General features: G+C 67.1%; 15 protein-coding genes. 5 read left to right on the forward strand and 10 right to left on the reverse strand.

Annotated elements, in window-relative coordinates:
* Positions 1-500 precede the first annotated feature (500 nt).
* Genes LRA89_RS15160 through petA form a run of 4 tightly spaced genes read right to left on the reverse strand, consistent with a single transcriptional unit; the run spans position 501 to position 3834 of the window.
* Positions 501-1052, reverse strand: a complete 552-nt coding sequence (locus tag LRA89_RS15160; RefSeq protein ID WP_230771462.1) for an adenine phosphoribosyltransferase — start codon at positions 1050-1052, stop codon at positions 501-503.
* Positions 1049-1918 (reverse strand): cytochrome c1, encoded by an 870-nt coding sequence (locus tag LRA89_RS15165; protein ID WP_230771464.1) that lies wholly within the window; start codon positions 1916-1918, stop codon positions 1049-1051. Before LRA89_RS15165 ends, LRA89_RS15160 begins: the two co-directional genes overlap by 4 nt.
* Positions 1919-1927: 9 nt before the next feature.
* Positions 1928-3238 (reverse strand): cytochrome b, encoded by a 1311-nt coding sequence (locus LRA89_RS15170; RefSeq protein WP_056492007.1) that lies wholly within the window; start codon positions 3236-3238, stop codon positions 1928-1930.
* A gap of 11 nt (positions 3239-3249) precedes the next feature.
* Complete coding sequence (gene petA, locus LRA89_RS15175; RefSeq protein WP_055758552.1) at positions 3250-3834, reverse strand: ubiquinol-cytochrome c reductase iron-sulfur subunit; 585 nt, start codon at positions 3832-3834, stop codon at positions 3250-3252.
* Positions 3835-4271: 437 nt separating this feature from the next.
* On the opposite strand from petA, the gene LRA89_RS15180 reads away from it, so the two are divergent.
* From LRA89_RS15180 to LRA89_RS15195, 4 genes are read left to right on the forward strand one after another with little or no spacing between them, the layout of a single operon-like run.
* A complete protein-coding gene (locus LRA89_RS15180; protein WP_230771467.1) occupies positions 4272-4952 on the forward strand; it encodes a peptidylprolyl isomerase in 681 nt (226 codons plus the stop codon).
* A 16-nt stretch (positions 4953-4968) separates the two neighbouring features.
* Complete coding sequence (gene queA, locus LRA89_RS15185; protein ID WP_230771469.1) at positions 4969-6018, forward strand: tRNA preQ1(34) S-adenosylmethionine ribosyltransferase-isomerase QueA; 1050 nt, start codon at positions 4969-4971, stop codon at positions 6016-6018.
* Positions 6019-6034: 16 nt separating this feature from the next.
* Entirely contained in the window at positions 6035-6481 is a 447-nt protein-coding gene (locus LRA89_RS15190; RefSeq protein WP_230771471.1) for an EF-hand domain-containing protein, read from the forward strand.
* On the forward strand, positions 6481-7398 hold the full coding sequence (locus tag LRA89_RS15195; protein ID WP_230771473.1) for a cation diffusion facilitator family transporter: 918 nt from the start codon (positions 6481-6483) through the stop codon (positions 7396-7398). Before LRA89_RS15190 ends, LRA89_RS15195 begins: the two co-directional genes overlap by 1 nt.
* 675 nt (positions 7399-8073) lie before the next feature.
* Here the strand turns inward: LRA89_RS15195 and murA are convergent.
* Positions 8074-9357, reverse strand: a complete 1284-nt coding sequence (gene murA, locus LRA89_RS15200; RefSeq protein ID WP_056491991.1) for a UDP-N-acetylglucosamine 1-carboxyvinyltransferase — start codon at positions 9355-9357, stop codon at positions 8074-8076.
* Between the two features lie 80 nt (positions 9358-9437).
* On the opposite strand from murA, the gene LRA89_RS15205 reads away from it, so the two are divergent.
* Entirely contained in the window at positions 9438-9899 is a 462-nt protein-coding gene (locus tag LRA89_RS15205) for a hypothetical protein (RefSeq protein WP_230771475.1), read from the forward strand.
* Here LRA89_RS15205 and LRA89_RS15210 read toward each other — a convergent pair.
* From LRA89_RS15210 to LRA89_RS15230, 5 genes are all read right to left on the reverse strand, one after another.
* Positions 9880-10401, reverse strand: a complete 522-nt coding sequence (locus LRA89_RS15210) for a hypothetical protein (protein WP_230771477.1) — start codon at positions 10399-10401, stop codon at positions 9880-9882. The genes LRA89_RS15205 and LRA89_RS15210 overlap by 20 nt on opposite strands.
* Position 10402: 1 nt before the next feature.
* Positions 10403-10729 carry an ATP-dependent Clp protease adapter ClpS gene (gene clpS / locus LRA89_RS15215; RefSeq protein ID WP_230771479.1) on the reverse strand — a complete coding sequence of 109 codons (327 nt, stop codon included), beginning with the start codon at positions 10727-10729 and terminating at the stop codon, positions 10403-10405.
* 71 nt (positions 10730-10800) lie between these two features.
* Positions 10801-11670: a prolipoprotein diacylglyceryl transferase gene (gene lgt, locus LRA89_RS15220; RefSeq protein ID WP_230771522.1), complete on the reverse strand. Its 870-nt coding sequence runs from the start codon at positions 11668-11670 to the stop codon at positions 10801-10803.
* 85 nt (positions 11671-11755) lie between these two features.
* On the reverse strand, positions 11756-12493 hold the full coding sequence (gene phaP / locus LRA89_RS15225; RefSeq protein ID WP_230771481.1) for a phasin family protein: 738 nt from the start codon (positions 12491-12493) through the stop codon (positions 11756-11758).
* Between the two features lie 189 nt (positions 12494-12682).
* Positions 12683-14410, reverse strand: a complete 1728-nt coding sequence (locus LRA89_RS15230) for a PHA/PHB synthase family protein (protein WP_230771483.1) — start codon at positions 14408-14410, stop codon at positions 12683-12685.
* Between the last annotated feature and the right edge of the window lie 22 nt (positions 14411-14432).

A 14432-nucleotide genomic window follows, 5' to 3' on the forward strand; every position in this document is an offset into this window, starting at 1 on the left:
CGGAAGTTTACACTTGGACGGCGGTAAGTTTACACTTGGGCAGGATCGGATTTACACTTTTCCACGGTGAAATTTACGCTTCGGCGGTTGGTGCGTTTCGGACGCTTGGTGGCAGTCGCGTCGGACATGACCGGAGACTGGCATGGAAGCTGGGTTGTAGGACAGCGACTCGTTCGGGTGGCGTTGGTTCACGCGAAGGTGTGGAGACGCGAAGGAAGAAGAGGATGGTCGCGCAGAGGCGCGGAGGCGCAGGGGGGTTGCGCCGGTGGCGCTTCCTTTGCGTCCGGGAGACGTTGGTGTCCGGGGCTGCGAGGACGAAGGCCGCTGACGCGGCAGGGCAGCAGCCACGACCCAACCCCTCAGCGCCTCAGCGCCTCAGCGCCTCTGCGCGACCATTCCTTCTTCCTGCTTTGCGCCTTCGCGCGAACTACAGCCCAATGGCCTCACGCGAGGGTTATGATCGCTCTGGGGCTGATATGCCGTTGAAACGGCTCGGGCGGTCAGTGCCCCGGAAAGCCGACCAGCGCCGAAACGGCGATGCCATCCGCCCGGAGCGCGTCGGCGCCGCCCAGATCGGGCAGGTCGATCGCGAACGCGGCCTGTTCAACGGTCGCGCCAGCCTTGCGTAGCAGGCGGACGGCGGCGCGGGCGGTGCCGCCGGTGGCAATCAGATCGTCGACCAGCAGGACGCGGGCGCCGGGCGTGCAAGCGTCGGCGTGGATCGCGATCCGGTCGGTGCCATATTCCAGCGCATAATCCTCGGCGATGGTCGCGCCGGGCAGCTTGCCGTCCTTGCGGATCAGCAGCACGCCCGCGCCCAGCGCCAGCGCGACGGCGGGCGCGAACACGAAGCCGCGCGCCTCGATCCCCGCCACCATATCGATCGGGCCGTCAACCATCGCCACCAGTCCGTCGACCGCGAGGCGCAGGCCCTGCGGATCGAGGATCAGCGTGGTGATGTCGCGGAACTGGATGCCGGGTTTGGGAAAGTCGGGAATGGTGCGGATACGCCGGGCGATCGCATCGCGCCCGGCGTCCTCCAATCCGCTCAATGTTTGATGCCGCGCCAGATGTTGCGATAGGCACCAAAGGCCAGACCGGTGAAGATCAGCAGGAAGATCACCGCCGCCAGACCCGCCGAATGGCGCTTTTCAAGGTTCGGCTCGGCGGTCCACGTCAGGAACGCGGCGACGTCCTTCGCCATCTGATCCACGGTCGCGCGGGTGCCGTCCTGATACTGGACCTGATCGGCCGCCGTCAGCGGCGGGGCCATCGCAAGATTCAGCGTCGCGAAATAGGGGTTGTAGTGCAGCCCCTGCGGCGTCTTGGCCTGCGGGAATTTCTTGAGCAGCTCGGCCGGCTGCGGACCGTAGCCGGTCAGCAGCGAATAGACATAGTTCGAACCGTCGTCGCGCGCCTTGGTCATCAGCGACAGGTCGGGCGGGACCGCATTGTTGTTGGCGGCACGCGCCGCGACGTCGTTGGCGAACACCAGCGGGAAACGGTCCGACGCCAGATTCTTGCGCGTCGCCGGCTCGCCCGTCTCCGGGTTCACGCTCGGCTGTTCGATCTGCCAGTCGGTGGCGATCGTCTTTACCTGCCCCTCGTCATAGCCGAGCTGGCCGAGATCGCGGAACGACACCAGCCGGATCGAATGGCAGGCCGAACAGACTTCCTTGTAGACCTGGAAACCGCGCTGGAGCTGCTGCTTGTCGAAGGTGCCGAACAGGCCCGCCGATTGCAGCTCGGCGTCGCGCATGTCCTTAATGTGGAATTCATGCTCGGCCGATTCGGCCGGATGCTCGGTCAGCATGCCGCCGACGGTCGAGAAAATGCCGAGCAGCAGCGCAAAGAGGAAGCCCGCCCCGATGACGAGGTTGAGATTGCGGGCGAGGAAGCGAGACGCGAAGGACAGCATCTGAGATCCTTACTCGGCCGCGGCCGGGGTGGCATGACCATGGGCGGCGGTTTGCGCAGGCGACGTGCCGCCTTCGCCCTTCAACACCGCTTCGGTGATCGAATTGGGCAGCGGGCGCGGACGCTCCATCGCCGAGACGATCGGCAGGATCACGAGGAAATGCGCGAAATAATAGGCCGCCGCGATCTGGCTGAGCAGCACCGTCACCGGCGACGCTTCCGCCCCGCCCAGATAGCCGAGCAGCAGCACGTCGAGCAGCAGCACGATCAGGAAGATGCGGTAGGTCGGGCGGTAGTTGGCCGATTTGACCGGCGACTTGTCGAGCCACGGCAGGAAGAACAGCAGCAGGATCGACCCGAACATCGCCAGCACGCCCCACAGTTTCGCGGGGAAGATGAAGTCGACGGTGAACGCCTTGAGGATCGCGTAGAACGGCAGGAAATACCATTCGGGAACGATGTGCGCCGGGGTCGAGAGCGGGTTGGCCGGGATGTAATTGTCCGGGTGGCCGAGCAGGTTGGGCGCGAAGAAGATCAGCGAGGCGAACACGATCAGGAAGATGCCGAGCCCGAAGCCGTCCTTCGCGGTGTAATAGGGGTGGAAGGGAACGGTATCCTGTTCGCCCTTCACCTCGACGCCGGTCGGGTTGTTCGAGCCGGGAATGTGCAGCGCCCAGATGTGGAGGATGATGACGCCGGCAATGACGAACGGCATCAGATAATGGAGCGAGAAGAAGCGGTTCAGCGCGGCATTGTCCGGCGCATAGCCGCCCAAGAGCCACACGCGCACCGTCTCGCCCACGCCCGGGATCGCCGAGAAGAAGCCGGTGATGACCTGCGCCCCCCAGAAGCTCATCTGCCCCCAAGGAAGGACATAGCCCATGAAGGCGGTGGCCATCATCAGCAGGAAGATGACGACGCCGAGCAGCCACACCATCTCGCGCGGGGCCTTGTACGACCCGTAATAGATGCCGCGCGAGATATGGGTGTAGACGACGATGAAGAACATCGACGCGCCGTTCGCGTGGGCATAGCGCAGGAACCAGCCCGACGGCACGTCGCGCATGATGCGCTCGACCGAATCGAACGCGACCGCGCCGTTCGCCGCATAGTGCATCGCCAGCACGATGCCGGTGATGATCTGTACCGCGAGCGCGGCCCCGGCGAGCACGCCGAAGTTCCAGAAATAGTTGAGGTTGCGCGGCACCGGATAGCCAGCACCGATCGCGTTATAGGCGAGGCGTGGCAGCGGCAGGCGGGCGTCGACCCACTGCATCAGCGGGTTCTTCGGCGCGTAATGCTTGGCCCAGGGGAAGCTCATCGTCTCTCTCCTCAGCCGACCGTCACGACGGTGTCGGACGTGAACGCATATTCGGGGACATGCAGGTTCTGCGGCGCGGGGCCGGAGCGGATGCGCCCGGCGGTGTCATAGGCCGACCCGTGGCACGGGCAGAAATAGCCGCCGAACGGCCCCTTGTTCTCACCCTCGCCCGCGCCCAGCGGCACGCAGCCCAGATGGGTGCAGACGCCCAAGGTGATGAGCCAGTTCGCCTTGCCCTCCTTGGTCCGCTCGGCCAGCGTCTGCGGATCGCGCAGGTCGCTGACCGCGACCGCGTTCGCCTCGGCGATCTCGGCCGGGGTCAGGTTGCGCACGAACAGCGGCTGTTTGCGGAAGGTGGCCTTGATCGCCTGTCCCGGCTCGATCGACGACAGATCGATCTCGGTCGTCGACAGCGCGAGCGTGTCGGCGGCAGGCGACATCTGGTTGATGAGCGGGAGCGCGATCACGCCCGCGCCGACCCCGGCGAAGGCGACCGCCCCGATCGAGAGATAGTCGCGCCGGCGCGGATTTTCGGGCGCGCCGTCCAGCGCCGCCGCGCCGCCGGTGGCCTCGTGCTGATCGTTGTCAGTCGCCATTCAACCGCCCTTGTCGTCGGGCGCGTGAGTGCGCGCCCTGTATAAGCCCCTCTCCGGCGCACCCATTTCGGTAGGCATCGCCGGACCGAGACGGTGTTCCGTCCAGTCTTACCGGGTGATAGACGGCGCGGGGCGACTTTGCCAACCTCCTTTTGGGTATGGCGGGTGTCGATGGCGGTCCGGTCGGCCGCATCGGGGGCCGTCACGGCGCGATGGGGTTCTATTCCAAGTCCCCAGTTCGTCATTCCCGCGAAGGCGGGAGTCCATAGCCGCGACGCTTGCGCCCCTGCCCGGACGTTGGCGTGTATGGATTCCCGCCTTCGCGGGAATGACGGACCTCTTCCGCCTCACCCGATGTTCGGATTGGCGGGCGCGATGACTTGGTCTATGCGACGCGACCATATTCCTTCCCCATCCTTGCGTGTAACGGGAAATCCATGCGTATCTTCGCCCTGCTGTTCGCGTTCGTCGCCTCGCTCCTCGCCTGGCCGGCGGCTGCCCAGATCATCGACGTGCCCGGCCGCGCCCCGCCGCCTGCGACCACCGACGCGCGCAATCTGTGGCTGCTCGACCTGTCGACCGGCGGGCGGGTGACGGTGTGGCTGCGCCCCGATGTCGCGCCCAAGATGGTCGCACGGATCAAGACGCTGACCCGCGAGAAATTCTACGACGGCCTCACCTTCCACCGCGTGATCGAGGGTTTCATGGCGCAGGGCGGCGATCCGACCGGCGACGGCACCGGCGGATCGAAGCTGCCGAACGTGGAAAAGGAGTTCAACTATCTCCCCCACGTGCGCGGCGCGGTGGCGGCGGCGCGCGCCAATGACGAGAACAGCGCGAACAGCCAGTTCTACATCATGCTTGCCCCGCGCCTTGGCCTCGACAAGAAATACACCGTGTTCGGCCGGGTGATCGACGGCATGCAATATGTCGACACGATCGAGCGCGGCGAACCGCCGGCGAACCCGACGCGGGTGGTCCATGCCTATATGGCGAGCGACAATCCGCCGCCGTATCAAGCCGCCGCGGTCGCTCCGCTGCCCGAGACGGTCGCGCCGCTGCCGGCCACCGCGCCGCGCCGGACGGCCCCTGCCCGCCGCCCCGCTCCGGCGAAGTAACGCTCTCACCCGCTCCATGAACGTCGACCTGTTCGATTTCGAGCTGCCGGCCGAGCGCATCGCGCTGCGCCCGGCGGCCCCGCGCGATTCGGCGCGGATGCTGGTGCTGGACGGCGACGTCACGCTCGACCGGGGGGTGGGCGACTTAGCCGACTGCCTGCGTGCCGGAGACCTGCTGGTCTTCAACGACACGCGGGTCATTCCGGCGCAACTGGAAGGACGGCGCGGCGAGGCGACGATCGGCGCGACGCTCCACAAGCGCGAGGGTCCACGGCGCTGGCGCGCGTTCGTGCGCAACGGGCGGCGGCTGCGCGACGGCGACACGATCGATTTCGGTAACGGCGTGACGGCGGTGGCGGGCGAACGCGGCGACGACGGCAGCTTCGTGCTCGACTTCGCCGGGGACGAGCCGGTCGAACTGCTGCTGGAGCGTGCCGGGCGCATGCCGCTGCCTCCCTATATCGCTGCCAAACGCGGTGGAGCGGATGCCCGCGATGCCGAGGATTACCAGACGCTGTTCGCGCGCGAGGCCGGGGCGGTGGCGGCGCCCACCGCCGCACTGCACTTCACACCCGACTTGATGGCGTCGCTGGAAGCGGCGGGGATCGGGCATGCCACGCTGACGCTGCATGTCGGCGCGGGCACCTTCCTGCCGGTGAAGGCCGACGATACCGACGACCACCGGATGCACGCCGAATGGGGGCGGATCGATGCCGCCACCGCCGCGCGACTGAACGCGGTGCGCGCGCGCGGCAACCGGGTGATCGCCGTCGGCACCACCAGCCTGCGCCTGATCGAAAGCGCTTGTGGTGAGGACGGGCAGGTCCAGCCGTTCGAGGGCGACACCGCGATCTTCATCACGCCGGGCTATCGCTTTCGCGGGATCGACGGGTTGATGACCAATTTCCATCTGCCGCGATCGACGTTGTTTATGCTGGTCTCGGCGCTAATGGGGCGCGAGCGGATGCAGGCGACCTATGCGCATGCGATCGCGCAGGGCTATCGGTTCTATTCGTACGGGGATGCGTCGCTGCTGCTGCCCGCATCTGGCCAGCGCGCCGACTAGCTGGCAGAGGGGAGGCATGATCGTCGCCCTCGCCCTTGCCCTTCAGGCCGTATCACCACCGCCCCTGCCCCCCGGCGAGCGGCCGGCGGCGGCGACCGTCGTCGTCGAGCCGGTCGGCATGATGCTGGCGGGGTTCGATGCCGATGGCGATGCGCGCACCACCCGCGCCGAGGCGGAGGCGGGCATCGCGCGCGGCTTTGCCGAGGTGGCGAAGGGGCAGCCGACGATCGGCTATATCGCCTATGCCGACTGGGCCGAGCGCTGGCTGGGCGACCGCGCCGCGCTGCCCGGCCCGTTCGAGGTCGATCGCGACAACGACAACCGCATCACGCTGGCCGAGGTGCAGGGGCGGATCGCGGCGATCTTTGCGCGGATCGATCGCAATGGCGACGGGGTGCTGACCCGCGCCGAACTGCTGACGATCCGGGCGATGCCGGGCGATATGCGACGGGGGCGGCGCTGATGGGCGCGCATCACGACCATGGGCATGGGCATCATCACGGCCATAGCCACGCTCCGGCCGATTTCGGGCGGGCGTTCCTGATCGGCACGCTGCTCAACCTCGGCTTCGTGGTGGTCGAGGGGGCGGCCGGCTTCTGGACCAATTCGGTCGCGCTGCTGGCCGATGCCGGGCATAACCTGTCCGACGTGCTGGGGCTGCTGATCGCGTGGGGCGGGGCGGAACTGGCCAAGCGGCCGGCGTCGGCGCGCTTCACCTATGGGCTGGGGGCGTCGACGATCCTCGCCGCACTCGCCAATGCGCTGGTGCTGTTGCTGGCGGTCGGCGCGATCCTGCTCGAAGCGGTGCAGCGGCTGGGCGATCCCCGGCCGGTCGATGGCTGGCCGGTGGTGTGGGTGGCGCTGGCGGGGATCGCGGTGAACCTTGGCACGGCGATGCTGTTCGCGCGCGGGCGGCATGGCGACGTGAACATTCGTGGTGCCTATCTGCACATGGCGGCCGATGCGGCGGTGTCGGCCGGGGTGGTGATCGCCGGGCTGGTGATCCTGTGGACGGGTGCCACGTGGATCGATCCGCTGGTCAGCCTGATCGTCGTTGCGGTGATCCTGATCGGGACATGGGGGCTGCTCAGCGAATCGCTGCTGCTGGCGTTGCAGGCGGTGCCGCCGGGCGTCGATGCCGGCGCGGTCGAGGCGATGCTGCGCGGCCTGCCCGGCGTCGAGCGGGTGCATGACCTGCACATCTGGCCGATGAGCACGACCAAGACCGCGCTGACCGCGCATCTGGTGATGCCAGCGGGCCATCCCGGCGACCCGTTTCTCAGCGAAACGGCGGAGCGGCTGGAGCATGACTTTGCGATCGGGCATGCGACGATCCAGATCGAGCGCGATGCCGAATGCGGGCTGGCGCACGCGCATTAGGATCGCGAGGATTGGTTCACGCGGAGGCGCGGAGACGCGGAGGGGGCTGTGACCGCCGTTCCGTTTGAGGCGTTTGATTCACGCGAAGGCGCGGAGGCGAGAAGCGGGTTCCGGACGCGGTAGCGTCCTTTCCTGTTACCGGCGTCGGTGGATCGGGCGACCGGTATCGCCTGGCGATAGCCCTTCGCGCCTTCGCGCCTTCGCGCCTTCGCGTGAATCATTCTGGGAGTCGGTTCGTGCGGAGCGCTGTCGAATACGGCGCTGGTCAGTGGAAGGACGACCACAACGCCGCATTCGGAAACCCCCTCCGCGCCTCCGCGTGAACCATCCTTCCTTTGCCAAAAGATGTCCGCGCAGGGGACGCAGAGCGCGCAGAGGGGTTTGCGCGGAGTCGCTATCGTAGCGTCATGCCGCCGCCCGTTGGACGGACGAGACGCTGCCGCGTCCGAAGACGTCTCTGCGTCCTTCGCGTCCTCTGCGCGCAAAGCCCTTGGACTGGACCGGCATTCAACGCGCAGACACGGAACGACTGCCCCTTGCCCTGTCGTCATTCCGGCGGAGGCGGACGTTCACAGGTGCCAGCGTCGTGAATCCAGCCGAAACGTCAGCGGCTATGGATTCCCGCCTGCGCGGGACTGACGAACATTTCCGGTCGCCGCTGACCGTCGATTGGTTCTAGCCGTCGCCCAACCGTTCGATGTCGGCGCCGACCGCCTGAAGCTTTTCCTCCAGCCGTTCATACCCGCGATCGAGGTGATAGACCCGGCTGACCGAGGTCTCGCCCTCCGCCGCCAAGCCGGCGATGATGAGGCTCATCGACGCGCGCAGGTCGGTCGCCATTACCGGCGCGCCGATCAGCGGTGCCGGCCCCTTCACCACCGCCGAGCGGCCGGTGACGGTGATGTCCGCCCCCATCCGCGCCAGTTCGGGGACGTGCATGTAGCGGTTCTCGAAGATCGTCTCGGTCAGCACGCTGGCACCATGCGCACGGGTGAGCAGCGCCATGAACTGCGCCTGCATATCGGTCGCGAAACCGGGATAGGGCGCGGTCGACAGGTCGATCGGGCGGATGTCGCCGCCGGCCTCGACGAACAGCGAGGTCGCTTCCTCGCGCACCACCACGCCGGCCTCGACCAGCGCGTCGATCGTCGCGCGCATGTCCGACGGCACGACATTGGCCAGTTCGACCGACCCGCCGGTGATCGCGGCGGCACAGGCATAGCTGCCCGCCTCGATCCGGTCGGGCATCACCGCATAGGTCGCGCCATGGAGCTTCGCGCGGCCCTCGATGGTCAGCGTGTCGCTGCCGATGCCGTCGATCGCCGCGCCCATCGCGACGAGGCAGCGGCACAGGTCGACGATCTCGGGCTCGCGCGCCGCGTTTTCGAGGACCGAGGTGCCGCGCGCCAACACGGCGGCCATCACCGCATTCTCGGTCGCGCCGACCGAGACGACCGGGAAGCGATAGCGCCCGCCCGGCAGCCGTCCGCCCGGCGCGGTCGCCTTTACATAGCCCGCCGCCAGCTCGATCTCGGCACCCAGCGCTTCGAGGGCCTTCAGGTGGAGGTCGATCGGGCGGTTGCCGATCGCGCAGCCGCCGGGCAGCGATACCGTCGCCTCGCCCGCGCGCGCGACCAGCGGCCCCAGCACGAGGATCGAGGCGCGCATCTTGCGCACGATGTCATAGGGCGCGACCGTCGAGGTCAGCCGCTGCCCGCGCATCGTCATCACCCGGCCGAATTCGGACGGGTGCGACCCCTCGACCATCGTCGACACGCCGAACTGGTTGAGCAGATGGCCGAAGCTGTCGACGTCGGCGAGGCGCGGCAGGTTGCGCAGCGTCAGCGGCTCTTCGGTGAGCAGCGCGCATGGCAGGAGGGTGAGCGCGGCATTCTTCGCGCCCGAAATCATGATGCGGCCGGAAAGGCGATTGCCGCCGCGGATGACGATACGGTCCATCGCGTGGCTTCTAATGGTTGATGGTGCTGGCGCAAGGGGGGACACTTGCCGCCGGTCGCCGGAACGCTCATCCTCCCGTCATGCCACGGTTGGTTATCAGCCTTATTGCGGTGTCGACGGTGTTCCTTGGCAGTTGCGCATCGCCGCCACCGTCGGTCGCGATTACGGCGGCGGCGCAACACCCGGCAACGTTCTTCGGGCGAACGATCCGGCTGTGCGGCGATCCGGGCGGGGCCTATCAGAGCGGCTTTGACGGCAAGACGTACGGATTTCCACTCTATTCGCCCGATGGCGAGGGTAGCGTGATGCACGGACGGGTCGGGGTGTTCGTACCCCGGCGACCGGGCGTGGATTTGCGGGAGAACACTGCGGTCTGCGTGACCGGGACGATCGTCCATGCCAGCGGCAAGACGCCGGCCGAGGTGGCGCGCCAGACCGCGCAATATTACACCAGCAGCGCGGTCGACGATCAGTGGTGGTTCGAAGCGGCCGATGCGACACGGTCCGTGCGACCGGCACGGTTCACTTCGCCGCGCGGCTAATCCGCCGGAACAGCAGGAACGGGGCGAAGTTGGGGTTTTCGATCACCAGCGTCACCGGTCTGCCCTGGGTCGAGCATTGCGCGACGTGATCGCCGCCGTCGCCGCAGCGCCATGGCAGGCGATCGATATCGGCCTTCGACTCGCCGGCCATGATCCGTTCCAGGATGCCGAATCTGCGCTGCCGCTCCGCCCAGTCGGCGAAACAGGCGTCGTCGCCGCGCACGCGCCAGCTTCCGACCAGCATCCCCTCCCCACGCACGTCGCGCAGGCGGGCGATATTGGAGCAGCGCGGCAGGCCGAATTCACGCGCAAGCGCGGCGGCGGCGCGATCGTCGAGTGGAGTTTCGGGTTCGGACGATGGCCGCACCGGAGGCGCCGTGCGATTGCCCGCCATCCGTTCGGCGAGCGTCTCGAGATTTTCAGTCGGGGGTGGCGGTGCCGGCGGCTCGGTCGAGCAGCCCGCGATCAACAGCGCGCAGGCGAGCGGCGCGCCGCGACTCACCTCACGCCTTTTCCAGCGTGCATTGCAACGGGTGCTGGTTCTGCTTGGCGAAGTCCATCACCTGCGCGACCTTCGTTTCGGCGACCTCGTAGGTGAAGACGCCGCACACACCCACGCCGCGCTGGTGGACGCTCAGCATCACTCGCGTCGCCTCCTCCATCGTCATGCGGAAGAAGCGTTGCAGGACGAGGACGACGAATTCCATCGGCGTGTAATCGTCGTTCAGCATCAGCACGCGGTAGGGCGTGGGCTTCTTGACGCGGGTCTGGGTCGCGACGCCGAGGCCGGTCGTGCGATCGTCGTCATGGTCGCGGTCGTTACCGGCCATCAGGGGGCTGAGCTGTCGATACATGTCACACGGAAATATGGCATCGGACAGCCTTGGGGCAAGGGGGTGCGTCACGCACCGGCCGGATGGCGGACCGTGCCGATCCGGGGCGGCAGGATCAGCAGCGCCAGCCCGCCGAACAGGATCGGCACGCTGAGCGTCTGTCCCATCGTCAGCCCCCACGACAGATGTTCCAGCCCGCGATCGGGCTGACGAACCCATTCGAGGGAAAAGCGCGCGACCGCGTACCAGGTGAGGCCCGCGCCGGCCAGCCGGCCCGGCACATGGCGCGCGCCGGTCCGCCAGAACAGGAAGCCGAGCAGGAGCAACATCACGACGCCTTCGAGCAGCGCTTCGTAGAGTTGGCTGGGGTGGCGCGGCACGCCGTCGCCCGCGCCCGGAAACACCATGCCCCATGGCAGCGTCGTCGGGCGGCCCCACAGTTCGCCGTTCACGAAATTGGCCAGCCGGACGAGGATCATCCCGAACGGCGTCGCGCAGCCGACATAGTCGAGCAACCGCAGCAGCGGCACGCCATGGTTGCGCGCGAACAGCGTCAGACCGATCAGCAGCCCGATCAGCCCGCCGTGGAACGACATGCCGCCATGCCATGGCTGCACCAGTTCGAGCGGTGCTGCCCATAGCCCCGGCTGATAGAAGGTCGCATAGCCCAGTCGTCCGCCAAGGATCACACCGGCCACGGCATACAGGAACAGGTCGTCGACCAGCTCCGGCCGCATCGGCGCGCCCGGTTCGCGCAACAGCCGCCGGAGATACCAGCCGCCGAGCAGGAACGTCGCGAGAAAGGCCAGCGCGTACCAACGGACCGGCAGCGGCCCCAGATCGAACGCCACCGGCGACAGGCCGAGATCCTGCCATCGCAACGCCGCGGTCGCATCGCCCGTCATCGCCACTTCCCCCGATTCACCGCCATCACGCATCCGTATCACGCGAAAGGCCTATCACGCGAAAGGGGCGGCCGCTCGCGCGACCGCCCCCTTGCTTGCCAATCGGCAGAACCATCGCTTACGCGGCGGTCTTCACCTTGTCGGCGGCAACCGCAACGCGGTTGCTGATCGGCTGCGCGGCGTCGCCGGCCAGCTTCATCATCATTTCGGTGGTCTTCGACGCTTCGGCGACGAACGAGTCGAACGACTGGCGGACATAGTCCGACTGCAGCTTCATGAACTCGGTCGGCGACTTGACCGAGGCCAGCGTCTTGGCGGTCGAGGTTGCATGCTCGAACGACTTGCGGCCGTATTCGGCCATTTCCTGGCCCAGCGTCTCGAGGCCCTTGGCGGCGATGCGGCTGGCTTCGACCATCGCTTCGATGTTGCCCTTGGCCATCTCGTTCATTTCCTCGAAGCCCTTGGCGCCCTTTTCCATGGCGGCCTTGGCCTTCTCGTTGAATTCGGCGGTCATCGCCTGCGCCTTGGCGGTCGCGTCCTGCGTGAAGGCCTGCGCCTTGTCGGCGGCGGTCTGGGCGGTGGCGGTCGCTTCGTTGGTGACGTCCATGGTCTTTTCCTCGACTTGGGCGGCGACGATGTCGACCGCGGGGGTTGCTTCGGGCGTTGCTTCGGCGGGCGTTTCGGTCACGGTCGGGGCGACCGGTTCCTGATGCTCGACCACCTCGGCGATCGCCGCTTCGATCTTTTGCTCAAGCTCGACCGGAGCGGGCGCGGGATCGGCGACGAAGGGCACGGGCGGCACGGCCGCCTGCACCGGTTCGGCATCGACCACGACCGGTTCCGGCGCGGCAGCCACGGCGGGTGCCTGAGACGTCACCGGCCTCGACCGGGAATTGGCAGGCTTGCGCGTGCCGGTCTTCGGACCTCTGCTGGCCACTAGACATCCTCCACTATGTTGCTGCTGCACCGCAGCATCTACGCGCTTCGCATGACGTTTTCAAGACGCCATATGGTGCGGTGCAGCAATTATTTTGTGGTAGCGTTATCAACGGGTTCGGACATACTCCCCCGGCGCGTCGGCCAGCGCGGGCAGCTTGCCTTCCCCGGGCACCCGGATGCCGGTGGCGGGCACTTCCGCGCCATCGGCAGCGCGGATCCACGCGCGCCAGTCGGGCCACCAGCTCCCCTTCGTCTCGCTGGCACCGGCGACGAAGTCGGCGAGCGAGGCGGCGGGATGGTCGTTGGTCCAATACTGGTATTTCTGCGCCGAGGGCGGGTTCACCACCCCGGCGATATGCCCCGATCCGGCCAGCACGAAGCGCAGCGGGCCGGCGAAATGGTCGGTGATCTTCCACACGCTTTCGGGCGGGGCGATATGATCCTCGCGCCCCGCCTGGATATAGGACGGCGTCCTGACGGTCGTGAGGTCGATGCCCACGCCGTCGACGCGCATCGATCCGGGCTGCGCCAGCCGGTTGTCGCGGTAGAGATCGGTCAGATAGCCCAGATGCCAGGTCGCGGGCAGGTTGGTGACGTCGGCGTTCCAGTGGAGCAGGTCGAACGGCGCATAATCGTTGCCGAGCAGATAATTGTTGGTGACGTAATTCCAGATCAGGTCGCGCCCGCGCAGCAGGTTGAACGTCATCGCCATGTAGCGCCCGTCGAGATAGCCGTCCTTCCCGACCTGGCGAATCATCTTCAACTGCTCGTCATCGACGAACAGCGACAATTCGCCCGCATCGGCGAAATCGACCTGCGCGGTGAAGAAGGTGGCGGTGGCGACCTTCGCCGCCTGCCCCCGCGCCTCCAGCAGCGCCAGCGTCGCGGCGAGCGTGGTGCCCGCCACGCAATAGCCGATCGTGTGGACCGATTCGACGTCGAGCACCTCGCGCACGGTGTCGATCGCGTCGATCTGCCCGCGCACGACATAATCGTCCCACGTCACGTCCTTCATCGACGCATCGGCCGAGCGCCACGACACGACGAACACCGACAGCCCCTGCTCCACCGCCCAGCGGATGAAGCTCTTCTCGGGCGTCAGGTCGAGGATGTAGAAACGATTGATCCACGGCGGGAAGATCAGCAGCGGCACCGCCCCCACCTTTTCGGTGGTCGGGGCATAATGGATCAGTTCGTAGAGCGGGGTGCGCCGGATGACCTTGCCCGGAGTCATCGCGACGTTGCGGCCGAGTTCGAACGCGCTGGTGTCGCTCTGCGTCATCTGGCCCTTGGCCATGTCGGCGAGCAGGTTCTGCACGCCTTTCAGCAGATTCTCGCCGCGCGTCTCGATGATCTTTTCCATCACCAGCGGATTGGTGGCGGGAAAATTGGTGGGGCTCATCGCATCGATCAGGCCGCGCGTGGCGAAGCGGAGCTGCTCCTTCTGCTTCGGATCGACGCCGTCGATCGCGTCGACGCCCTTGAGCATATGGTCGGCGACGAGGAAATAGCTCTGGCGGATGAAGGCATAGACCGGATCGTCGTGCCACTGCTTCGCCTTGAACCGGCGGTCGCGGGCGCGTTCGGGCGATTCGGGCGCGGGCTGCGCGGCGGGGTCGAGGAAGCGCTGCCACAGCTTCATCGTATCCGCCCAGAAATCGGTCTGCGCCCGGATCATCCCCGTCGGATCGGGCCCGACCGGCGCGCGCTCCATCAGGTCGATACCCTGTTCGAGCATCAGTTGCTGCGCGCGGCCCAGCATCTGCGTCCAGTGTTGCAGTTCCTCGAGCGTCATCGCCGCCGGTGGTACGGCGGACTTCGTCTCGTCGGGCATTTTCCTCTCCTCGGGCGCCGTG

The sequence above is a fragment of the Sphingomonas sp. Leaf4 genome (genome assembly GCF_920939515.1).
GTDB lineage: Bacteria > Pseudomonadota > Alphaproteobacteria > Sphingomonadales > Sphingomonadaceae > Sphingomonas.